This window comes from Pseudomonas fluorescens, from assembly GCF_902497875.1.
In the GTDB taxonomy this organism is placed as follows: Bacteria; Pseudomonadota; Gammaproteobacteria; order Pseudomonadales; family Pseudomonadaceae; genus Aquipseudomonas; species Aquipseudomonas fluorescens_BR.
The window spans coordinates 238,170-259,721 of sequence record NZ_CABVHY010000003.1; the positions used below are offsets into that span (position 1 = coordinate 238,170).

Genomic DNA, 21,552 nt, shown 5'->3' on the forward strand with positions numbered 1-21,552 from the left:
GCGGTGTCTCTGAAACTCTGAAGGTCATTGCGACCTTATCGCGGGCAAAGTCTTGTCATCGTATTCGATACGGCACCACTAACCCATGATCGTTCCCCCCACCTATGCGCGAGGGAACGATCACCTGCTTCACGCCGACAATTCTCTCAATGCCGCCGCAGCCAGAAATCCGGACCGTGAGCTGTAACGACGGTCCCGTTTTACAGTTTGATCAATACGTTCAAGTAACTGCTCAGGAAGCGTGGCGTTGAAGCGAACCGATTTCCCGAAATAAGGTGTAACGTCAAACTCAACAACCCCCCATACACCACCGGCATAGTCGGGATTATCAAGGTGATCATCTATCTCGTGCACGTGTGGAAGTGGATCGCCATCGGCGACCAGTCCTTCGTAATGCAAGGACAATGCTTCTTTCACGTTTTCGAATGCTTGCGACACAGTGCTACCCGCGGAGAAGCAACCCGGCACATCAGGGACAATCACTCCGTAGTCTGAGTCGGCATCCTTGTGCAGAACGACTGGGAATTTCATGTTGGTGGACCCTTCCTCTAAATCCGGTTTCGTTGGAGACCGGTTTCTCTTCAATACGACCCCATGAGGGTGTTCGTACCTGCTTACCGGCTTCATTTCAGTCCGGCCTGTTTCAGTATGCTGTTGATCGTACCTTTCGGAAGGTCGGAGTCCGGGTGCTTGATGGTGACCCTCCCATGCTTGCTCGCATGTTTGTATTGGTGATGACTGCCTTTCACCGCCACCAGATACCACCCGTCCTCCTCGATCGCTTTGATCATTTCCCGACTTCGCATCACCCTCGCCCTTTTCGACAGCCTCTGTGGCGCACTGTACACAGCAAAGGGCGAGCTCAATACACACCATACACACTCGGTTAAATATTAGTCTACAAATCCTGCCTTTATTTCTCCTCAGACTGACGGTTACTCAGCGGTGGCAAACACCTCACTCAACCAATCGACAAACACCCGAACCCGTGGCGACATGTGTCTGTTGTGCGGATAAAGGACCGAAACCGGCATGGGTGGTGGTGGGGTGTCGGCAAGGATTTCCTGCACCAACCCCTGGGAAATCTGCGTCGCCATGCGGTAGTGCGGGCACTGGATGAGGCCCAGGCCGGCGACTGCCGAGGCGGCGTAGATTTCCGCGCCGAGCACTGACAGCGCGCCGTCGACAGGAACTTCTTTCAGCTCACCGTCGACCATGAATTCGAACGGGAACAGTTTCGCGGTGGTGCGCGAGACGTAGTTCACCGCGCGGTGCTGCGTCAGGTCGGCGAGGCTTTTCGGTTCGCCGTATTTGCGCAAGTAGGCCGGGCTGGCGCAGGTCACCTGACGCAGGGTCGCGACGCGGCGGCCAATCAGCGACGAATCGCCCAGGGTGCCGGCGCGCAATACGCAGTCGACGCCTTCGGCGATCAGGTCGACGAAGCGGTCCGCTTCGCTGATGCACAGTTCGATTTCCGGGTAGCGTTCCATGAATTGCGGCAGCGCCGGGATCACGAAGTACTTGGCCAAAGTGCCATGCAAGTCGACCCGCAGCCGCCCTTTCGGCGCCACCGATCGAAACGCCAGTTCAGCCTCTTCCAATTCCGCCAGCAACTGCACGCAACGCAGGTAGTACGCCTCGCCATCGAGGGTCGGACGCACCCGCCGCGTGCTGCGTTCCAGTAACCGCGTACCGAGCCAGGCTTCGAATTGATTGAGGGTGTGGGTCAGGGTGGCGCGAGGCAAGTTCAGGTCATCGGCGGCCAGCGTGAAGCTGCTGCGCTCGTAGATGCGCACGAAAACCTTCATCGCTTTGACTTGATCCACGCTGGACTCCTGTCGCTCGATTGTTGGCGATTATTGAACAGTCAAGGCAACTCTGCTGCATTTATCGACCCTGGTAAACATGTGAATCTTGCTCCAACAGCAACTCACTAGCCCCAAGGAATCCTCGCCATGACTACTCAAACTTCGAAAGTCGCCCTCGTTACCGGAGCTTCGCGCGGCATCGGCGCAGCAATCGCCGAGCAACTCGCAAGCGAAGGCTTCGCGGTCGCCATCAACTACGCCAGCAGCGCTGGCGAAGCCTCGGCCCTGGTCGTGGCACTGCGTCAGGCCGGTCACCAGGCCATAGCGATCAAGGCCGACGTGGCCAACGCCGCTGACGTCCGCCGGATGTTCGACGAGACCGAAGCGCAATTGGGCAAGGTCGATGTGTTGGTGAACAACGCCGGGATCCTCAACGTCCTGCCGCTGGCCCAGCACAGCGACGAATTGTTCGAGCAGACCTTCGCCATCAACACTCGTGGCACCTTCAACACCCTGCGCGAAGCCGCGACCCGCCTGAATGCCGGCGGACGGATCGTCAACTTCTCCAGCAGCACCGTCGGCCTGAACCTGCCGGGCTACGCCGTGTACATCGCCAGCAAAGCGGCGGTTGAATCCCTTACCCAGGTGTTCGCCAAGGAACTGCGCGGTCGCAACATCACCGTCAACGCGATCGCTCCCGGCCCGGTCGCCACTGAACTGTTCCTGCACGGCAAAAGCGAAGAGCAGATCCAGACCTTCGCCAAGATGCCGCCACTGGAACGCCTCGGTCAGCCAGAAGACATCGCCAAGGTCATTTCCTTTCTGGTCAGCCCGGCTGCCAGCTGGGTCAACGGGCAAATCCTGCGGGCCAATGGCGGGCTGGTTTGAGTCGTCAAGGTTCTCAACGCCTATGCTCGTTATGACGGAGTGTTGGACGTGTGGGAGCGAGCTTGCCCGGCTGCTCCTACAAGGGCCCAGCTTTCGCTTAAAGGAGGACACCCACGTGCACACCACCATCATCATCACTTTCGGCCTGGTCCTTCTGGCGCTGATGTTGTTCATCGGCCAGAAACTCGGTTTCAGCCAGCAGACCGTTACCTACAGTTTCATCGTCCTGTGGCTGGCGCTGACGCTGATCAACGGCGCCGTGGGCCTGGTCACTGCAGGGCAGTCGCTGGTCTCTGAACTGATGGTCGGTAGTGTGGTGTTCAGCGTACCGGTGGCTGCTCTGGTGCTATTCATGGTGTTGAACAATGCCTGAGCGCCACCGCGCTTCGATCAACGTACCAGGTGCAGGAACTGCAGGTGCCGTTCGTACTGGTCGAGGATGTCGTTGATGATCTGCTCTTTGGTGTAACCCACCAGATCGTAGTCCTGACTGCCTTCGCTCAGGTGTACTTCAGCCCGGTAATAGCGACGGTTGTTGAGCTCTTTGGAGCCCATCCCGCCACGGGCGAAGGACGGCGTGAAATAGCCGCGCATTTGCACCTGATAGATGAACGGATGCTGCTCGCCATGGCCGATTTCCAGGCTGACGCTGTCATTGGCCGGGTCCGGTTGAGCGACCACGTTGAGGCCTTTTTCGACGAACACCGCCGTCACTTCTTCGATGGCCGGGCGCACCGTGGAGTCGAGGAAACGGTACACCTCATCCCGTGACGGGAAATGCACGGCCTGGCTCAGGCGCTGACGCCAACCGCCGCGCCGCGAACCGGACACCGGTGCCAGCGAGTGCATTTGCGCGATCTGCTTCTGCGACTCGAGGTAGAACGCCTTGTGCAGGCCCCACATCATCAGTAGCAAGATCAACGAGAACGGCAGCGAAGTGAGCACCACCGCTGATTTCAGCGAGTCGATACTACCGGCGAACAACAAGGCACTGGTGATCAGCGCGGTCATCGCACCCCAGAACACCCGCAGCCATTTCGGCCCGTCTTCGTCGGGGTTGCCGCCACGGGCTGAAAGCGTCGAGAGCACCACGGTGCCGGAGTCTGCCGAGGTGACGAAGAACACAAAGCTGATAAACACCGTGACCGCGATGACAGTCTTGCCCCACGGGTAGGTTTCCAGCAGCAGGTACAGGGTCATCGACGGATTTTCGAGGGCCGACATTCCCATCGCGCTCATGCCATGGTTGAGCACCTGATCGATGGCGCTGTTGCCGAAGATCGACATCCACGCCAGGGTGAAACCCAGGGGAATCAGCAGCACGCCGAAGACGAATTCGCGGATGGTTCGGCCACGGGAAATCCGCGCGATGAACAACCCCACGAACGGCGACCATGCGATCCACCAGGCCCAATAAAACACCGTCCAGCCGCCCAGCCAGTCGCTGGGTTTATCGTAGGCGTAGAGATCGAAACTCTTCATCGGCAAGGCACCGAGGTAATCGCCGATGTTCTGGATCAGGGTGTTGAGCAGGTGCTGGGTGGGCCCGGCGAACAACACGAACAGCAGCAGCGCGCAGGCCAGCAGCATGTTGATGTCGGACATTACCCGCACGCCTTTATCGACACCGGACACCGCAACGATGATCGCCGCGCCCATCATCAGCGTGATCAGGCCGACCTGAATCCACTGGGTGTGAGCGATGCCGAACAGGAAGTCGAGACCGGAGTTGAGGTGCAATACGCCAAAGCCCATGTCCGCGCCCAACCCAAACACCGTGGCGATGATGCCGAAGCCATCCACCGCGTAGCCGATCGGGCCGTTGATGCGCTTGCCGATCAACGGGTACAGCGCCGAGCGCAAAGCCAGTGGCAGGTTATGCCGATAGGCGAAGTAGGCCAGCGCCATGCCGACGAAAGCGAACACGCCCCAGCCGTGCAGGCCCCAGTGCAGAAACAGAATCTGCATGGCCTGGCGCGCGGCATCCGCCGTGCCGGCTTCGCCTTGAGGCGGCTGCAGCATGTGAGTCAGCGGCTCGGACACACAGAAGAAAAACAGCGTGATGCTGATCCCGGCGGCGAACAGCATGCCGGCCCAGGACAGGTAACTGAATTCGGGTTCGTCGTGGTCGGCACCGAGCTTGATCTTGCCGTAGCCGGACAAGGCGGTGACCACCACGAAGACCAGATACAGAGTCATCGCCAGCATGTAGTACCAGCCGACCGTATTGGCCGCCCAGTTTTGTGCGGCCAGTAGCCAGGCACCGGCCTGTTCCGGCACGGCGATGACCACCAGGCCGAACAACAGAATGAAACTCGCCGAGAAATAGAACACCGGCGGATTCATGCGGATCTGACCGCTTGGAGGGGTGGACGATGCACTCATGAAAGCTGCACCTCGAGGGGATGGAATGTGGCTGGATAAAACGGACTCAGCAAAGGTAAGCCTCCTGTTGTGAGCGGGCAGCGAACCACCGATTTAACTTGAACGAGCGTTCAAGTTAAACATGGAAAGGCGCTTCAGGACTAATCGCAAGGCTCAGCGGCGTCTTGTGGCGAGGGGGCTTGCCCCCGTTGGGCTGCGAAGCGGCCCCGAAACCTACAACCGAATTCTTTCAGTTAAAGCCTGCATATGCGTTCTCCCTGGCACAATGCGATTACTGATTTTAGGGCCGCTACGCGACCCAGCGGGGGCAAGCCCCCTCGCCACAGGTGTCAAGCGCCAACCGGGTTACTTCTGCGTCCCGTCATCATGCTGCAGATTGGCCTGGGTCAGGTTGCAGCTGGCCGGCACGCTGCGAGTCAGCCAGACATTGCCGCCGATGGTCGAGCCCTTGCCGATGGTGATCCGCCCGAGGATGGTCGCGCCGGCATAGATCACCACATCGTCTTCGACAATCGGGTGGCGCGGATGGCCTTTTTGCAACTGGCCGTCCTCGTCCGCGGGGAAACGTTTCGCGCCGAGCGTCACCGCCTGATAAATGCGCACCCGCTCGCCGATGATCGCTGTCTCGCCGATCACCACACCCGTCCCGTGATCGATAAAGAAGCTGGCGCCGATCTGCGCGCCGGGGTGGATATCGATACCCGTTGCCGAGTGGGCGATCTCCGAACTGATCCGCGCCAATAGCGGCAAACCCGCGCGATACAGGTGATGCGCCAGGCGATGATGAATCACCGCGAGAATGCCCGGGTAGCACAACAGCACTTCATCCACGCTGCGCGCCGCCGGGTCACCGTGGAAGGCGGCCAGCACATCGGTATCGAGCAGACTGCGCAAACCCGGCAAGGCCAGGGCGAAATCCTGGATCAACCGGATCGCCTTGACCTCGACTTCGTTGTCGACCAGCGCGCTTTGCCGCGCCACATAACGCAGTTCAAGCCGCGCCTGGGCCAACAGGGCATTGAGCGCCACATCCAGGGTATGGCCGACGTAGAAGTCTTCACTCTCCTCGCGCAGGTCCACCGGACCAAGGCGCATCGGGAACAGTGCACCGCACAGCGCCTCGAGAATCTCGGCCATGGCCTCTCGCGACGGCAATTCACGCCCGCCCTGCTCGCCGCTGCTACGGCCGTTCTGAGTACGCCACTGATCTCGGGCTTCGCGCAGTTGGCTGACGATGGTCTGCAACTGCCAATGGCTGGAACGCTCGCTCACGGTAAAGACTCCTCATTCATGCGGCCGGACTGTCTGGCTGCGGAAACGGCATCCACTTTACGGTACACGCCCGAACCTGAATTAAGAACGAATTGTGTGGGTGTAAGCACATTTGGATATAAGCGATTGACGGTTGCTCCAGTAAAAAGGCCTGCCTATAGTCCAGACACCTCCTACAACCAGTACGGACCCATGATCAAACAACAGCTTGCTCGCTTCAATCGTCTGGAACTCCTCGGCACCGCCACTGCGCTGGAGAAACTCGAGCGCCTGTCGGCCTGGCTGGGTCGCGATATTTATGTCAAACGCGATGACACCACACCACTGGCCCTGGGCGGCAACAAGCTTCGCAAACTCGAATACCTGGCGGCCGATGCGCTGGCTGCCGGTGCCGATACCTTGATCACCGCAGGTGCCATTCAGTCCAACCATGTGCGCCAGACCGCGGCATTGGCCGCCAAGCTCGGGCTGGGCTGCGTCGCACTGCTGGAAAACCCCCTCGGCACCAGCGACAGCAACTACCTGGCAAACGGTAACCGCCTGCTGCTGGATTTGTTCGACGCCAAGGTCGAGCTGGTGGAGAACCTGGACAACGCCGACGATCAACTGCACGCCCTCGCCGAACGCCTGCGGTCCAGTGGCAAGAAACCCTATCTGGTGCCGATTGGCGGCTCCAACGCTTTAGGTGCCTTGGGTTATGTCCGGGCCGGTCTGGAACTGGCCGCGCAGATCGAGGACAGCGGCCTGAAGTTCGCCGCGGTAGTGCTGGCCTCCGGCAGCGCCGGGACTCATAGCGGTCTGGCCTTGGCACTGAGCGAAGCGCTGCCGGATTTGCCAGTAGTGGGTGTCACGGTTTCGCGCACTGATGAAGCCCAGCGGCCGAAGGTCCAGGACCTGGCCGAACGCACCGCGCAACTGCTCGGCATGAGCGTGCCGGCGAGCTTCAAGGTGGAACTGTGGGACGAATATTTCGCCCCCCGTTATGGCGAGCCGAATGCCGGCACCCTGGCGGCGATCAAGCTGGTGGCCAGTCACGAAGGCTTGTTACTGGACCCGGTGTACACCGGCAAGGCCATGGCCGGCTTGCTCGATGGCATCGGCCGCAATCGTTTCGATGACGGCCCGATCATCTTCCTGCACACCGGCGGGGCGCCGGCGTTGTTTGCGTATGCGGGGATGTTTTAAAAGCAAAAGATCGCAGCCTGCGGCAGCTCCTACGGGATCGGTGCTCAACCTGCCTTTGTAGGAGCGGCCGCAGGCTGCGATCTTTTCGAATGCGATAAAATTATTATTCCATAAAGAAATAAGAATGTATTTTTATATTATTTTCTTATCTAAAGGTCCCGTCATATAGTCGCTCCATAGGCGAATATGCCACGAGACGCATAAGCTGCTTTAAGGCAGGATGTTGCAGTCGTCCAGATCCAGAGATTCGCCTTCTTTTCCAAATGCATCTTCATAAGAAAACATAGGGGCTTTTCATGAATTTTTCCGCACTACGTCGAAACCTGCTTATTGGTTCGCTGGGTCTGGCACTGGGTGCCGGTCTGCTGGGGCAAGCGATTGCCGGTGAGCAACTGCAAAAAATCAAGGATGCCGGCGTGATCAACGTCGGTCTGGAAGGCACCTATCCACCGTTCAGTTTCGTCGATGCCGACGGCAAACTGGCCGGCTTCGAAGTAGAGTTCTCCGAAGCCCTGGCCAAAGAGCTGGGCGTGAAAGTCAAACTGCAGCCAACCAAATGGGACGGTATCCTCGCGGCCCTGGAATCCAAGCGTCTGGACGCGGTGATCAACCAGGTAACCATCTCCGAAGAGCGCAAAAAGAAGTATGACTTCTCCCAGCCCTACACCATCTCCGGGATTCAGGCGCTGACCCTGAAAAAGAACGAAGGCACTATCAAGACCGTCGACGATCTGGCCGGCAAGAAGATCGGCGTGGGTCTTGGCACTAATTACGAGCAATGGCTCAAGGATAACCAACCTAAAGCCATCATCAGAACCTACGATGATGATCCGACCAAGTATCAGGACCTGCGCGTAGGCCGTATCGACGCCATCCTGGTAGACCGTCTGGCCGCTCTCGAACTGACCTCCAAAGCCAAGGACACCGCCGTTGCCGGCGAACCGTTCTCCCGTCAGGAAGCCGGTATTGCCCTGCGCAAAGGCGAGCCTGAACTGCTGGCGGCGGTGAACAAAGCCATCGACAAGCTGCGCGCCGACGGCACCCTGGCCAAGATCTCGCAGAAATACTTCAACGCTGACGTCACTAAATAATGGAAGAAGCTTTCCAACTCGCGCTGGATTCCGCGCCCTTCCTGCTGAAGGGCGCGTACTACACGGTCATCTTGAGCCTCGGCGGGATGTTCTTCGGCCTCGTGCTGGGCTTCGGCCTGGCCTTGATGCGCCTGTCGCGCTTCAAGCTGGTGAGCTGGATCGCCCGCATCTACGTGTCGTTCTTTCGCGGCACGCCGTTGCTGGTGCAACTGTTCGTGATCTATTACGGCTTGCCGCAATTGGGCATCGAACTTGATCCGCTGCCAGCGGCCCTGATCGGCTTCTCGCTGAACATGGCCGCCTACGCCTGCGAAATCCTCCGTGCCGCGATCAGCTCCATCGAGCGCGGCCAGTGGGAAGCCGCCGCCAGTATCGGCATGACCCGCGCGCAGACCCTGCGCCGGGCCATCCTGCCGCAAGCGATGCGCACGGCCCTGCCGCCGCTGGGCAACAGCTTCATTTCGCTGGTCAAGGACACCGCGCTGGCCGCCACCATTCAGGTGCCGGAACTGTTCCGTCAGGCGCAGCTGATTACCGCCCGCACCTTCGAAATCTTCACCATGTATCTGGCCGCCGCACTGATCTACTGGATTCTTGCAACGGTGCTGTCGCACCTGCAAAACCAGTTGGAAGCGCGGGTCAATCGGCACGACCAGGAGTTTTGACCCAATGATTGTCGTGGAAAAACTGACAAAGCAGTTCAAGGGTCAAGTCGTGCTCAACGGCATCGATCTGCAAGTGAAGGAAGGCGAGGTAGTAGCGATCATCGGGCCCAGCGGGTCGGGCAAAACGACCTTCCTGCGCTGCCTGAACTTTCTCGAAGAACCCACCAGTGGCCGGATCAAGGTCGGTGATATCGAGATCGATGGCAGCCGACCGCTGAACCAGCAACAGGGGCTGGTGCGCCGGTTGCGCCAGCACGTGGGTTTCGTGTTTCAGAGCTTCAACCTGTTCCCCCATCGCACGGCGCTGGAAAACGTGATCGAGGGCCCATTGGTCGTCAAGAAAATGCCCAGGGACAAAGCGCTGGTCCTGGGCCGTGCGCTGATGGCCAAGGTTGGCCTGGCGGGCAAGGAGGACGCTTACCCGCGCAGGCTCTCCGGTGGACAGCAACAGCGGGTAGCGATTGCCCGTGCGCTGGCGATGGAGCCGGAGGTGATTCTATTCGATGAACCCACCTCCGCCCTGGACCCGGAATTGGTGGGCGAAGTACTGGCGACCATTCGCGGCCTGGCCGAAGAGAAACGCACCATGGTGATTGTCACCCATGAAATGGGCTTCGCCCGGGACGTGGCCAATCGGGTGGTGTTTTTCGACAAGGGTGTCATTGTCGAACAAGGAGAAGCCAAGGCATTGTTTGCCAATCCGAAAGAAGAGCGGACTCGACAGTTTCTCAGTAAATTTCTTAACGCCAGCGTTTAATTAAACCCCGATCAAGTCGCCCCAAGGATGGAGCGAGTCCTGCCGAAATATAGGTGTATAAGTTCCGCACCACCCACTCATTACACTTCCTGACGCCTGAACAATTAGCCGTCGTTGCATAACGACTTCTATATAACGTCTTTATCAAACCGTCATGCCTCCCGCCCTATCCTCTCAGTCGCTTGGCCGTGCGGTTATTAATTGTATACGACGCCTGTACATACCTCCTGTTACACATTTCTTTGAAAAACCTGGAATAACCGTGACCATGGTTTGCATGGCCTACTGGCCAGTAATGCGACTATTCGGCGCAATAGCCTCTGGGTAAAAGTCATATGACGCACACACTAAAATGCCAATAACATGTAGGTTTTTTCTGATTAGAGGCCGATCAACAAGTTTACCAATAGAACTGCTTGACATGAACTCCGCCCCAAACTTATCTAAACAAACACATCAGAACCTATTACACACTCTGAATTTTTCAACTCATTGGCTTTATCACTTTTACTTGCGTGGCGCTCTATAGATGAAGGCTTGGCACTTGCGTTGTGTTCTTGCCCGAAACGGATTTCGCTGCACTCTATCAAGGAGAACGACATGACACGTACCTCAGCAAAACCGGAACTTGGCGCTCCGTCTCTGGCACATAACCCTATGCATGGCATAGGTGTCATGGCTGCCGCTCATCTGCTGATCGAAATACCGCCCTATGCCGCCATGGACGAAGCTGACCTCATCGAATTGTTCTGGGACGGCTGCTATGTGGCGTCCCGGTCACTCAAGGCCGCCGACATCGGAAAGCCTGTCAGCCTGCGGGTGCCGGAGAGCTTTGTGCAGAATGGCACTTCGCGTATCCACTATCGAGTCATGCAAGTCGGGCAGGGGCCGGCGCTATCGGCCGTGCGACGGGTCCAGGTCAAGCTCGACTGCCCGGGCGGGCAACCGTCGGAACTCTGCGGCGACGAAAACCAGAGCCTTGAGCCCCTGGGTATCCCCGAAACGATTCGCCGCCAGGGGGTCAACCCCAATCAGATCAACCGCGGCGTGCCGCTGACCATAGCGCCTTACCTGAACATGGCCGCCGAGGATGAAATCACCCTGCGCTGGGGCGACGTGCGCATGGACCTGCCTAAAGTCAAAGCCGACGAAGTCGGCCAGCCGATCAACGTATGGGTTCCACCGGCGGTGATTCTGGAGGCGGGGGAAGACAATCAACTGGAAATCACCTACTGCATCCTCGATCGCGTAGGCAACAGCTCGCGCTGGGCGCCGGCGTGCAAGCTGAAGATCGGGGCCGCCAACCCTTACAGCAAAACACCCGTGAGAACGGTACTTCGCGCCGCCGAAACGCGGCGCCACTGAGCCTTCCTCCGCTCCCGCTCCGGGCTTGGGAACTCCGGAGCGCAGACCCTCACAGCAGCCCTTCTATGCTTATTCCTATAAGTTAGTTTATTAATTTTTAATACGCGATTAGGGTATATAGACCGGACCACCGGACATTCTTGTTTTTGATTTCGCCGCAGCTTTCGCGGCATTTCCATGAGATGTGAGGTAGGTATGGTCCGGAACACAATCACCCGAGTGCAGATCGCCAGGGCATTGCGTGCAGCCAAGGAGCGGCACTAATGTCTAGTCTGGCAGATGCATCCATCCAGAGTGATCTGGACACCGCCCCGCTGTTGTTGCCCGCACGGGTCTTGCGTAATGACGCGCAAGCGCTCAAAGCCGCCCACGAACTGGCTGAAGTCGCCCGCCTGCAAGCCTCCCGGCGCGACCGGCAGCGCAAGTTGCCGTGGTCGGAAATAGAGCAGTTCACCCGCAGCGGCCTCGGCAGTATTTCCATTCCCCGTGAATTCGGCGGCCCGCAGGTCTCCTTCGTGACCATTGCCGAAGTGTTCGCGATCATTTCCGCGGCTGACCCGGCGCTGGGGCAGATCCCGCAAAACCAGTTCGGCATTCTCAATGTGCTATTGAGCAGCGCTACCGAACGGCAAAAAAAGCAGCTGTTCCAAAGCGTGCTCGAAGGTTGGCGGATCGGTAACGCCGGCCCCGAACGCGGCACCAAAAACACCCTCGAACTCAAAGCCCGGATCACCGCCGAAGGTGAGGGTTTCGTCATCAACGGCCAGAAGTTTTACTCGACCGGTGCGTTGTTCGCCCACTGGATCACCGTCAAGGCGCTGAATGATGACGGCAAGCAAGTCATGGCATTCGTCCGCCGTGGCACGCCCGGGCTGCGCATCGTCGATGACTGGTCAGGTTTTGGCCAACGGACGACCGCAAGTGGAACCGTATTGCTCAACAACGTACCGGTCGAAGCCGAGCTGGTGGTGGATAACTGGCGGTTGAGCGAAGTTCCGAATACCCAGGGTGCCGTGTCGCAATTGATTCAGGCCGCCATTGACCTCGGTATCGCCCGTGGCGCGATCGACGACAGCATCAGCTTTGTCCGCGAACGTTCGCGGCCGTGGATTGACGCCAATGTCGAACGGGCCAGTGATGACCTCTACGTGATCGCCGAGATCGGCAAACTGAAAATCGAACTGCATGCCGCCGAGGCACTGCTGCGCAAGGCCGGGCAAGTGCTCGATCAGGTCAGCGCCGCTCCGGTGACAGCCGAATCCGCCGCTCGCGCCTCGATCGCCGTGGCCGAAGCCAAAGTACTGACCACCGAGATCTCGCTGCTGGCCAGCGAAAAGCTGTTCGAGCTGGCCGGCAGCCGCGCGACCCTCGCCGAATTCAATCTCGATCGCCACTGGCGCAACGCTCGCGTCCACACCCTGCACGACCCGGTGCGCTGGAAATATCACGCAGTGGGCGCCTATCACCTGAACGGCACCCTCCCGGCCCGGCATTCCTGGATCTGACGACCCGCACACATTGACCAGATCTCTGGAGAAACACATGACTCTTTCTCAACACGTCGCGGTCATCACCAGCGACGAACAAGCCTTGATCGTCGCCAGCGACCTGGCCGAAGACTTCAAGCGCGACAGCGCCTTGCGTGATCGCGAGCGCCGCCTGCCACTCCCGGAGCTGGAAGTGTTTTCGCGCTCCGGTCTCTGGGGCATCAGCGTGCCGAAAACCTACGGTGGCGCGGGCGTTTCCAATGTCACTTTGGCCAAAGTCATTGCGTTGATCGCCCAGGCCGACGCCTCCCTGGGGCAGATCCCGCAGAACCATTTTTATGCCCTCGAAGTACTGCGGGTAAACGGCAGCCCTGAGCAGAAAAAACGTCTCTACGCCGAAGTACTGGCCGGCCAGCGTTTCGGTAATGCGCTTGCCGAACTGGGCACCAAAACCGCCCACGACCGCGTCACCAGCCTCAACCGGGACGGCGAGGGTTATCGCATCAACGGTCGCAAGTTCTATTCCACCGGTGCCCTCTACGCCCAGCGGATTCCGACCTCCGTGGTGGATGAACACGGCGTGCAGCAACTGGCCTTTGTGCCGCGCGACAGCCAGGGGCTGACGGTGATCGACGACTGGAGCGGCTTCGGTCAGCGCACCACCGGCAGCGGCTCGGTGGTGTTCGACAACGTGTATGTGGTGGCCGAAGACGTGATCCCGTTTCAAAGCGCCTTCGAGCGCCCGACGCCGGTCGGCCCGTTGGCGCAAATCCTCCACGCGGCCATCGACACCGGGATTGCCCGCGCCGCGTATGAAGACGCGCTGCATTTTGTCCGAACCAAGACCCGGCCGTGGATTGATTCGGGCAACGACAACGCCACTGAAGACCCATTGACCCTGAAGAGTTTCGGCCATTTGAGCATTCGCCTGCACGCCGCCGAAGCACTGCTCGAACGCGCCGGTGAGTTTCTCGACCGGGCCCAAGCTGAAACCAACGCCGAGACCGTCGCCGCCGCATCTATCGCTGTCGCCGAAGCCCGCGCCATCAGCAGCGAAATTTCCCTGGCGGCCGGCAGCACCTTGTTCGAACTGGCCGGCAGCCAGGCCACCCTGGCCGAACACGGTCTGGACCGCCACTGGCGCAATGCCCGGGTGCACACCCTGCACGACCCGGTGCGCTGGAAGTACCACGCGGTCGGCAACTATTACCTCAACGATGAAAATCCGCCGCTACGGGGGACTATCTGATGCCCTCGCCTTTAACAAAGAGCAAAAAAATCCTGCTCAATGCCTTCAACATGAACTGCATTGGGCACATCAACCACGGCCTGTGGACTCACCCGCGGGACAATTCGACTCAATACAAGACCGTCGAATACTGGACCGAACTGGCGCAGCTGCTGGAACGCGGGCTGTTCGACGGGTTATTCATTGCCGACATCGTCGGCGTCTACGACGTCTATCAACACTCAGTGGACGTACCGCTGAAAGAGTCGATCCAGTTGCCGGTCAACGATCCGTTGCTGCTGGTATCGGCCATGGCCGCTGTGACGAAAAACCTGGGTTTCGGCCTGACTGCCAACCTGACCTACGAACCGCCCTATCTGTTCGCCCGACGCATGTCGACACTGGACCACCTGAGTCGTGGCCGGGTCGGCTGGAATATCGTCACCGGTTACCTCGACAGCGCCGCCAAGGCCATGGGTCTGACCCAGCAGGTCGAACATGACCGGCGATACGACCAGGCCGATGAATACCTGGAGGTGCTCTACAAACTCTGGGAAGGCAGTTGGGAAAACGACGCGGTGCTCAATGATCCGCAGCAGCGGATCTACGCGCAGCCGGACAAGGTCCACAAGGTTGCGCACCATGGCGAGTTTTACCAGGTCGAGGGCTATCACCTGTGCGAGCCGTCCCCTCAGCGCACGCCGGTGCTGTTCCAGGCCGGCAGCTCGGATCGCGGCTTGCAGTTCGCCGGGCGGCATGCCGAGTGCGTGTTCATCAGCGGGCAGAACAAGGCGTCAACCAAGGTACAGGTGGACAAGGTTCGCGCCAGCGCCGTCGAAGCCGGACGCAACCCCGTGGATATCAAGGTGTTCATGGGCTTGAACGTGATTGTTGGCGCGACTGAAGAGCTGGCCTGGGCCAAGCACGCCGAGTACCTGAGCTACGCCAGCGCCGAAGCCGGCGTTGCGCATTTCTCGGCGTCCACCGGGATCGATTTTTCCGGGTACGAACTCGACGAACCGATCCAGCACGTGAAAAGCAACGCCATCCAGTCCGCCACCAAGATCCTGCAAAACAACGACTGGACCCGGCGCAAATTGCTCGAACAACACGCTTTGGGCGGACGTTACATCACCCTGGTCGGCTCACCGGAACAGGTCGCCGATGAACTGGAATCCTGGATCGCCGAAACCGGCCTGGACGGCTTCAACCTGACGCGGATTGTCACACCGGAAAGCTATGTCGATTTCATTGATCTGGTGATCCCCGAGTTGCAGCGCAGAGGGTCGTACAAGACTGCGTATGACAACGGCAGTCTGCGGGAGAAGCTGTTTCATGCAGAGGCGCATTTACCGCCGCAACACACCGGCGCCCGCTACCGACACTAAAAGCTTCGCGGGCAAGCCCGCTCCCACAGGGGTTGCGGTGCACTTGTGGGAGCGGGCTTGCCCGCGAAGATGCCAGACCAAACACCACACCTTTATGCCCTGACTGGAAAAATATCATGACCAAAAATCTCTTCACCCAACCAGTCAAAGCACTGGCCCTCGCCCTCGGACTGTTCAGCGCCGTCGCTCACGCTGCTGACGCCCCACTGAAAATCGGCACCACCGCCGCCTTCGCCATTCCCCTGGAAGCCGCGGTAGAAGAAGCCAACAAGCAAGGCCTGAAAGTCGAACTGGTGGAGTTCAGCGACTGGATCGCGCCCAACGTCAGCCTGGCCTCGGGCGATATCGACGTGAACTACTTCCAGCACATTCCGTTCCTGGAAAACGCCAAGGCCGCCGGCGGTTTTGAGCTGGTGCCGTTTGCCCCGGGGATCATCAACAACGTCGGGCTCTACTCGAAAAAGTACAAAAGTTTCGACGAGCTGCCCCAAGGCGTCAGCGTGGCCATCGCCAACGACCCGATCAACAGCGGACGCGGCTTGCAACTGCTGGCCAAGGCAGGGCTGATCACCCTGAAACCCGGGGTCGGCTACAAGGCCACTGAAGACGACATCATTGCCAACCCGAAGAAGATCAAAATCCTTCAAGTCGAAGCCGTGCAACTGGTGCGCGCCTACGATGACGCCGATCTGGTGCAGGGCTACCCGGCCTATATCCGCTTGGCGAAAACCTTCGATGCCGAGTCTGCCTTGCTGTTCGACGGCCTCGATCACAAGGAATACGTGATCCAGTTCGTGATCCAGCCAAAGAGCAAAACCGATCCACGGCTGATCAAATTCGTCGACATCTACCAGCACTCCCCAGTCGTGCGCGCAGCGCTGAACAAAGCCCACGGCAAGCTCTACCAAGCCGGCTGGGAAGGTTAAGCATGAGTACAGCGACCGCCCAACGCAGGCTGGACAACCCGCCAGCGCAGAACGCTGAACAGACCGAGTTGCATCCCGAACTGAATCGCGCCCATGTGCGCTTTATCGGCCTGGGCAAGACCTACGAGGGCCAACAAGGACCGGTCAATGCCCTGCACGGCATCGACCTGGCGATCCAGCGCGGCGAAGTGTTCGGCATCATCGGCCGCAGCGGCGCCGGCAAGTCGTCGCTGATCCGTACCATCAATCGTCTGGAGCAACCGAGCACTGGCCGGGTGCTGATCGATCATGTGGACATCGGTGAGTTCGACGAGGACCGGCTGGTGGCGCTGCGTCGACGGATCGGCATGATCTTCCAGCACTTCAATCTGATGTCGGCCAAGACGGTTTGGCAGAACGTCGAATTGCCGCTCAAGGTCGCTGGCGTATCCAGGGAAAAACGCGAAAAAAAAGTTGGTGAATTGCTGGAGCTAGTGGGTCTGCAAGACAAGCACAAGGCCTATCCGGCACAGCTTTCCGGTGGGCAAAAACAGCGCGTCGGAATCGCCCGGGCGTTGGTCCATGACCCGGCGATTCTGCTCTGTGACGAAGCCACCTCGGCGCTCGACCCGGAGACCACCCAGTCGATCCTCGGCCTGCTGCGCGAGATCAATCAACGCCTGGGCCTGACCATCATTTTGATCACCCATGAAATGGCGGTGATCCGCGATATCTGTGATCGGGTGGTGGTGCTCGAACACGGAAAAATCGTCGAACAAGGACCCGTCTGGGAAGTCTTTGGCAACCCACAGCACGAGGTCAGCAAAACCTTGCTCGCACCGTTGCAACATGGCTTGCCGCAAGAGCTGCAAAGCCGTCTGCAAGCGCAACCGCAGTCGGCGCAGGCCGCCGTGGTGTTGCGACTGCAGTTCACCGGCAGCGCGGCTGACGAACCGGATCTGGCCGCGCTGTTCAGCGCCCTTGGCGGCCGTGTGCGGCTGTTGCAGGGCGGAGTCGAACGGATTCAGGGGCACGCATTGGGACAACTGCTACTGGCGGTGACGGGCTCGTCTCACAGCGCGGAAGAATTACATCAGCGCGCCAGACAATGGGCACAACAAACGGAGGTGCTGGGCTATGTGGTTTGATCGGTTGCTGCAAGGCTTCATCGACACCTTCCTGATGGTCGGCGTGTCGTCTTTGATCGCACTGTTGGCGGGTATTCCACTGGCGGTGATTCTGGTCACCAGCTCCAAGGGCGGGATCTATGAAGCCCCGGCGCTGAACCGGGCGTTGGGCGCATTCGTGAACCTGTTTCGTTCGATTCCGTTTCTGATTCTGATGGTCGCGCTGATTCCCTTCACCCGGCTGATCGTCGGCACCACCTATGGCGTATGGGCAGCCGTGGTCCCGCTGACCATCGCCGCCACCCCGTTCTTCGCACGCATCGCCGAAGTCAGTTTGCGCGAGGTCGATCATGGATTGATCGAAGCCGCCCAAGCGATGGGCTGCCGGCGCAAGCATATCGTCTGGCATGTGCTGTTGCCGGAAGCGCTACCGGGAATCGTCGGCGGTTTCACCATCACCCTGGTGACCATGATCAACTCCTCGGCCATGGCCGGTGCGATTGGCGCAGGTGGCCTTGGAGACATCGCCTACCGCTATGGGTATCAACGGTTTGATAGCCAGATCATGCTGACGGTGATCGTGCTGCTGGTGATTCTGGTGGCGGCGATTCAGTTGGGTGGGGATCGGTTGGCGCGGGGGTTGAATAAGCGCTGAGTTTGCCGGCCTCGAAGATCGAAAGATCGAAAGATCGAAAGATCGCAGCCTGCGGCAGCTCCTACAAAGGGATTTGCGTACGCCAGCGATACCGCAGGTGTACTCGGTCGGCGTAGCTGCCGCAGGCTGCGATCTTTTAAGGCGCGGCGCTTTTTCGAGGCGTATGAGCTTGGGGTATAGTCGGCTCATCGCCCTTTGCCTGCGCAGCCCATCATGAAACTCGCCCCGACCGACCTCGAACAGATCACCTCCACCACCCTGGGCCATTACAACCAGGTGGCCGAGAGCTTTCGTGAAGGCACTCGCGACCACGACGTCAGCCAGAACATCGACGCGCTGCTACGACATATTCAAGGCCCGGCGCCGTTCACTATTCTCGACTTCGGCTGTGGCCCGGGGCGCGACCTGCAAACCTTCACGCGCATGGGCCATATCGCGGTGGGCCTCGACGGCTCGGAGCGTCTTGCGCAAATGGCCCGGGAAGACAGCGGTTGCGAGGTCTGGCAGCAGGACTTTCTCAAGCTCGACCTGCCCAACGAGCACTTCGACGGAATCTTCGCCAATGCTGTGTTGTTTCATGTGCCGGGGCAGGAACTGCCTCGGGTTTTGAAGCAGCTACATGCGGCCCTGAAACCAGGCGGTGTGTTGTTCAGCTCCAATCCCCGAGGAGAGAATCAGGAGGGCTGGAACGGTCCCCGTTATGGTGCGTATCACGACCTGACATCGTGGCGCAGAATGTTGACCGAGGCCGGGTTTGTCGAGCTTGAACACTATTATCGACCACCCGGACTGCCGCGCGAGCAGCAACCCTGGTTGGCGAGTGTCTGGCGTAAAACTTAAGAAAATCCAATGCTCATCGGCACCAGGAAGTCAGCTTTAACCGAGACTCAAGTTGGCCGTCATGACGTCTTCGCGGGCAAGCCCGCTCCCACAGATTTTTCGGTTGAACACAAAATGTGGGCGGCCGCAGATTTGTGGGAGCGGGCTTGCCCGCGAATGGATCCGTCAGCGCCGCAAATCGACCTGATACTCCTTCACTTCCCCGCTCGCCTCAAACGCCGCAATGCTGTGCCCTTCATAAAGTCGGCCCGCTACCTCACGCGCTTGCGGATCAAAGTTGGCCACCAGCCGCGTCCCATCGGCAAAGGTCGTCTGCTGCACCTGTCGGTCCGTCGTCAGCCAACGAAAATCCGTCAATGCCTGAGTGGCGAGGCGTTCGTGCAGCGGGCGGAAGAAAGTGTCCTGGCGCTGCATCAGCGGCAAGCGTTGTTTCAGCGTGGCAGCACTCAAGTGATAGAGCGGCGGGACGTTGTAGAGCAGCTGGGCCAGCTCGTTTTCGGCACGAACGTTGCTCAGTTTGAGGCTGTCGAACAGCCAGTGATGAGTCGTGATCACTGAGCCATGAAACACCGCTTGATACAACGGTATCCGGCTCACCGGGTCGAAATGAACGGTTCGATAGGGTTCTTTGATCGGCACCGATTTGAAGAACACGCTTGGCTGCTCCGGTGGATACCAGTTGCCCAGGTAGTACGGCGATTGTTTGTTCTTGCTCAGGTCCGGATCACCCCAACCAATGACCGGGGTTTGCATACCGTGGGCGAACAGGATGCCCTGCGCAGTGGGGGCATTGCCGTCTTCGGAACCCACAGGCAGTTTCAGGGTGTCGGTGATCCAGCGTGCGGCATCGATATTACCTGCGGCATTTTGTGCCTGAGTCATCGTCGCGCCAGGACGGTAGCTGTCGAATAGCATGCTGGTGGCGTAAGCATCGAGAAACCAGCTGTTGAAACCGGTCTTGGCCTGAACGGCCTTTATCCGCGCCTCGAGCAAAGGCCGCACACAGCGTGGGTCGGTGTAATGCCCGGACTGCTGGAAGCCGCGTTTCAGTTCGCCGTTTTTCAGGACAATCGCGCAATTGCGATGGGCCCGGGAGCCCAGGTGGGCGGTGGTCCAGTCCGGATTTTCACGGCTGCTTAACGCGGTTTCATAAGAGTCATAAGGCGCCATCAGAAAACCGGCCTGCACCCCTGCATGCACCGCTTCGGGATGCCAAAGCCCCCCTTCCCAGCCTTCTCCCAGCCCCAACCACAAACGCGGCAAATGGGCTGCTTGCAACTGTTTTATCGTCGTCATGGACAAGGTACTTCCCCAGCGCTCAGGGTTCGGCGTGAGCGCCGCGGCGAACACCGTTGCAACTTCACCGCGCAACTCACCGTAGCGACCGGCCAGTTTTTGCATGTCGGGTTCCGTGGTTGCCTGCCAGCTTTCTCGAGCCTTCTTATTCAGGGCGCCGTTGAGACCGCGCAGCAACGTGGCTTGTTGATAGCGGTCGAGGGGCGGCTGAGCCTTGATCAGCACTTGAGTGGCGTCGCGATCCAGATAACCGCGCAGTTGCGCAGCCAACGCGTCCTTACCGCGCAACAATGCCAACAAGTGTGGCCAGCTACGCACGTCGTCCAGCCCCAGCAGGTCATTGCCCCACAGATAAATATGGCTCGCACCGAGCAATTTTTTGGCCTCAGGTGCTTTAAGCAGTTTGTCACTTAGCGATTCATACCGGCCGGTTTCAATCAGCCATTGCCGATAACGTTTGGCACCGGCCAGCGGATCAGCACCCCCCAGGTACAAGATGAAGGTGAGCGGCGCCGTAGGGTCCAACGAGGTGAACTCATGACTGGCGGCAAGCGCCAGGGCTTTGCCTTCGGGACTGAACGTCAGGCGATTGTTGTAAGGATTGGTCATCAACCAATTCAATGTGAATCCGCCGTGATCGACGCCCCACAGCGGCAGGCTCAGATCCTGGGTGGTGTTGAAATCGCCTTGATCCAGCAAGAACTCCTGCCATATCGGATTGCCAATCGGCACGTAACGTCCTTCGGTCAGTGGCCACATCAGCCCCTTGCCCATGGCGCTACCGGGTTGTGTGAGGAAGCTCAGCTCACCGGCGCTGCGGGCTCTAATCGAGAGGGAGAGTTCACGCTGATCCAATCGGGCGCTTAGGGTCCAGTCGCCATCGTCCCATTGCCAGTCGACTTGATTTGCGGTCGCTTCCAATCCGCTGACGCGGTGCGCCGTCACCCCAGCGGAAGCCTGCACTGCGGGTTTCTGGGCCGGCGTAGCGCGAATCGCAAGCGTCGTCGGATCAAGTTCAAGGCGCCAGAGATCGTTTTCCAGCACTGTGTTACCCAGCGCCCATGGCGACAGCAGTGGTGTGCACGTCAACAGGACGTAGCACAGACAGCGAGTAACAGGCGACATCGGTAGTCCCTTCTCGATTGAAGGGACGCAGGGTAAGTCAATCGAAGAGTGAAGAGCACCGGGACGAATTCTGAAAAGAACGTCA

At 59.2% G+C, this 21,552-nt stretch carries 20 protein-coding genes; 14 read left to right on the forward strand and 6 right to left on the reverse strand.

Going from position 1 to position 21,552, the window contains the following annotated elements:
* Positions 1-129 precede the first annotated feature (129 nt).
* The 3 genes from F8N85_RS04155 to F8N85_RS04165 form a co-directional block, all read right to left on the reverse strand.
* Entirely contained in the window at positions 130-531 is a 402-nt protein-coding gene (locus F8N85_RS04155) for a type II toxin-antitoxin system HicB family antitoxin (RefSeq protein ID WP_150802405.1), read from the reverse strand.
* A gap of 92 nt (positions 532-623) precedes the next feature.
* Positions 624-806 carry a type II toxin-antitoxin system HicA family toxin gene (locus F8N85_RS04160; protein ID WP_150802406.1) on the reverse strand — a complete coding sequence of 61 codons (183 nt, stop codon included), beginning with the start codon at positions 804-806 and terminating at the stop codon, positions 624-626.
* A 129-nt stretch (positions 807-935) separates the two neighbouring features.
* Entirely contained in the window at positions 936-1,826 is an 891-nt protein-coding gene (locus tag F8N85_RS04165) for a LysR family transcriptional regulator (protein WP_150802407.1), read from the reverse strand.
* Positions 1,827-1,955: 129 nt separating this feature from the next.
* Here F8N85_RS04165 and F8N85_RS04170 point away from each other — a divergent pair, with 129 nt between their 5' ends.
* Positions 1,956-2,696 carry an SDR family oxidoreductase gene (locus F8N85_RS04170; RefSeq protein ID WP_150802408.1) on the forward strand — a complete coding sequence of 247 codons (741 nt, stop codon included), beginning with the start codon at positions 1,956-1,958 and terminating at the stop codon, positions 2,694-2,696.
* 115 nt (positions 2,697-2,811) lie between these two features.
* On the forward strand, positions 2,812-3,069 hold the full coding sequence (locus F8N85_RS04175) for a hypothetical protein (protein ID WP_150802409.1): 258 nt from the start codon (positions 2,812-2,814) through the stop codon (positions 3,067-3,069).
* Positions 3,070-3,086: 17 nt separating this feature from the next.
* Here the strand turns inward: F8N85_RS04175 and betT are convergent, their stop codons facing one another.
* Both betT and epsC read right to left on the reverse strand, forming a co-directional pair.
* Complete coding sequence (gene betT, locus F8N85_RS04180) at positions 3,087-5,042, reverse strand: choline transporter BetT (RefSeq protein ID WP_191636110.1); 1,956 nt, start codon at positions 5,040-5,042, stop codon at positions 3,087-3,089.
* Positions 5,043-5,426: 384 nt separating this feature from the next.
* Positions 5,427-6,353 (reverse strand): serine O-acetyltransferase EpsC, encoded by a 927-nt coding sequence (gene epsC / locus F8N85_RS04185; RefSeq protein ID WP_150802411.1) that lies wholly within the window; start codon positions 6,351-6,353, stop codon positions 5,427-5,429.
* A 192-nt stretch (positions 6,354-6,545) separates the two neighbouring features.
* Here epsC and F8N85_RS04190 point away from each other — a divergent pair, with 192 nt between their 5' ends.
* The 12 genes from F8N85_RS04190 (at position 6,546) to F8N85_RS04245 (ending at position 19,046) form a co-directional block, all read left to right on the forward strand.
* The gene (locus F8N85_RS04190; RefSeq protein WP_150802412.1) at positions 6,546-7,538 is read left to right on the forward strand and encodes a D-cysteine desulfhydrase; all 993 of its coding nucleotides are present in this window, start codon (positions 6,546-6,548) and stop codon (positions 7,536-7,538) included.
* 296 nt (positions 7,539-7,834) lie between these two features.
* Positions 7,835-8,629, forward strand: coding sequence for a cystine ABC transporter substrate-binding protein (gene tcyJ, locus F8N85_RS04195; protein WP_150802413.1), 795 nt, complete (start codon positions 7,835-7,837; stop codon positions 8,627-8,629).
* Positions 8,629-9,294, forward strand: coding sequence for a cystine ABC transporter permease (tcyL, locus tag F8N85_RS04200; RefSeq protein WP_150802414.1), 666 nt, complete (start codon positions 8,629-8,631; stop codon positions 9,292-9,294). Before tcyJ ends, tcyL begins: the two co-directional genes overlap by 1 nt.
* Positions 9,295-9,298: 4 nt before the next feature.
* Complete coding sequence (tcyN, locus tag F8N85_RS04205; RefSeq protein ID WP_150802415.1) at positions 9,299-10,051, forward strand: L-cystine ABC transporter ATP-binding protein TcyN; 753 nt, start codon at positions 9,299-9,301, stop codon at positions 10,049-10,051.
* Positions 10,052-10,651: 600 nt separating this feature from the next.
* The gene (locus F8N85_RS04210) at positions 10,652-11,416 is read left to right on the forward strand and encodes a hypothetical protein (RefSeq protein ID WP_150802416.1); all 765 of its coding nucleotides are present in this window, start codon (positions 10,652-10,654) and stop codon (positions 11,414-11,416) included.
* Between the two features lie 263 nt (positions 11,417-11,679).
* Entirely contained in the window at positions 11,680-12,921 is a 1,242-nt protein-coding gene (locus F8N85_RS04215) for an SfnB family sulfur acquisition oxidoreductase (RefSeq protein ID WP_150802417.1), read from the forward strand.
* Positions 12,922-12,958: 37 nt separating this feature from the next.
* Positions 12,959-14,152 (forward strand): SfnB family sulfur acquisition oxidoreductase, encoded by a 1,194-nt coding sequence (locus F8N85_RS04220; RefSeq protein ID WP_150802418.1) that lies wholly within the window; start codon positions 12,959-12,961, stop codon positions 14,150-14,152.
* Positions 14,152-15,519 carry an LLM class flavin-dependent oxidoreductase gene (locus tag F8N85_RS04225; protein ID WP_150802419.1) on the forward strand — a complete coding sequence of 456 codons (1,368 nt, stop codon included), beginning with the start codon at positions 14,152-14,154 and terminating at the stop codon, positions 15,517-15,519. Before F8N85_RS04220 ends, F8N85_RS04225 begins: the two co-directional genes overlap by 1 nt.
* Before the next feature lie 116 nt (positions 15,520-15,635).
* Positions 15,636-16,445, forward strand: a complete 810-nt coding sequence (locus F8N85_RS04230; protein ID WP_150802420.1) for a MetQ/NlpA family ABC transporter substrate-binding protein — start codon at positions 15,636-15,638, stop codon at positions 16,443-16,445.
* 2 nt (positions 16,446-16,447) lie between these two features.
* Positions 16,448-17,572 (forward strand): methionine ABC transporter ATP-binding protein, encoded by a 1,125-nt coding sequence (locus F8N85_RS04235; RefSeq protein ID WP_150802421.1) that lies wholly within the window; start codon positions 16,448-16,450, stop codon positions 17,570-17,572.
* On the forward strand, positions 17,562-18,206 hold the full coding sequence (locus tag F8N85_RS04240) for a methionine ABC transporter permease (RefSeq protein WP_150802422.1): 645 nt from the start codon (positions 17,562-17,564) through the stop codon (positions 18,204-18,206). Before F8N85_RS04235 ends, F8N85_RS04240 begins: the two co-directional genes overlap by 11 nt.
* 213 nt (positions 18,207-18,419) lie before the next feature.
* Positions 18,420-19,046: a class I SAM-dependent methyltransferase gene (locus tag F8N85_RS04245; RefSeq protein WP_150802423.1), complete on the forward strand. Its 627-nt coding sequence runs from the start codon at positions 18,420-18,422 to the stop codon at positions 19,044-19,046.
* A 165-nt stretch (positions 19,047-19,211) separates the two neighbouring features.
* Here F8N85_RS04245 and F8N85_RS04250 read toward each other — a convergent pair whose 3' ends face one another.
* Positions 19,212-21,467, reverse strand: coding sequence for a glycoside hydrolase (locus tag F8N85_RS04250; protein ID WP_150802424.1), 2,256 nt, complete (start codon positions 21,465-21,467; stop codon positions 19,212-19,214).
* Positions 21,468-21,552 lie beyond the last annotated feature (85 nt).

What these genes read in the sequence shown, in the direction of transcription:
- tcyJ (WP_150802413.1), top strand. Translation starts at nt 7,835, where the DNA reads ATGAATTTTTCCGCACTACGTCGAAACCTGCTTATTGGTTCGCTGGGT.
- F8N85_RS04160 (WP_150802406.1), bottom strand. Translation starts at nt 806, where the DNA reads ATGCGAAGTCGGGAAATGATCAAAGCGATCGAGGAGGACGGGTGGTAT.
- F8N85_RS04190 (WP_150802412.1), top strand. Translation starts at nt 6,546, where the DNA reads ATGATCAAACAACAGCTTGCTCGCTTCAATCGTCTGGAACTCCTCGGC.
- F8N85_RS04250 (WP_150802424.1), bottom strand. Translation starts at nt 21,467, where the DNA reads ATGTCGCCTGTTACTCGCTGTCTGTGCTACGTCCTGTTGACGTGCACA.
- F8N85_RS04235 (WP_150802421.1), top strand. Translation starts at nt 16,448, where the DNA reads ATGAGTACAGCGACCGCCCAACGCAGGCTGGACAACCCGCCAGCGCAG.
- F8N85_RS04155 (WP_150802405.1), bottom strand. Translation starts at nt 531, where the DNA reads ATGAAATTCCCAGTCGTTCTGCACAAGGATGCCGACTCAGACTACGGA.
- F8N85_RS04225 (WP_150802419.1), top strand. Translation starts at nt 14,152, where the DNA reads ATGCCCTCGCCTTTAACAAAGAGCAAAAAAATCCTGCTCAATGCCTTC.
- tcyN (WP_150802415.1), top strand. Translation starts at nt 9,299, where the DNA reads ATGATTGTCGTGGAAAAACTGACAAAGCAGTTCAAGGGTCAAGTCGTG.
- F8N85_RS04245 (WP_150802423.1), top strand. Translation starts at nt 18,420, where the DNA reads ATGAAACTCGCCCCGACCGACCTCGAACAGATCACCTCCACCACCCTG.
- F8N85_RS04230 (WP_150802420.1), top strand. Translation starts at nt 15,636, where the DNA reads ATGACCAAAAATCTCTTCACCCAACCAGTCAAAGCACTGGCCCTCGCC.
- F8N85_RS04220 (WP_150802418.1), top strand. Translation starts at nt 12,959, where the DNA reads ATGACTCTTTCTCAACACGTCGCGGTCATCACCAGCGACGAACAAGCC.
- F8N85_RS04170 (WP_150802408.1), top strand. Translation starts at nt 1,956, where the DNA reads ATGACTACTCAAACTTCGAAAGTCGCCCTCGTTACCGGAGCTTCGCGC.
- betT (WP_191636110.1), bottom strand. Translation starts at nt 5,042, where the DNA reads ATGAATCCGCCGGTGTTCTATTTCTCGGCGAGTTTCATTCTGTTGTTC.
- F8N85_RS04240 (WP_150802422.1), top strand. Translation starts at nt 17,562, where the DNA reads ATGTGGTTTGATCGGTTGCTGCAAGGCTTCATCGACACCTTCCTGATG.
- F8N85_RS04210 (WP_150802416.1), top strand. Translation starts at nt 10,652, where the DNA reads ATGACACGTACCTCAGCAAAACCGGAACTTGGCGCTCCGTCTCTGGCA.
- tcyL (WP_150802414.1), top strand. Translation starts at nt 8,629, where the DNA reads ATGGAAGAAGCTTTCCAACTCGCGCTGGATTCCGCGCCCTTCCTGCTG.
- F8N85_RS04215 (WP_150802417.1), top strand. Translation starts at nt 11,680, where the DNA reads ATGTCTAGTCTGGCAGATGCATCCATCCAGAGTGATCTGGACACCGCC.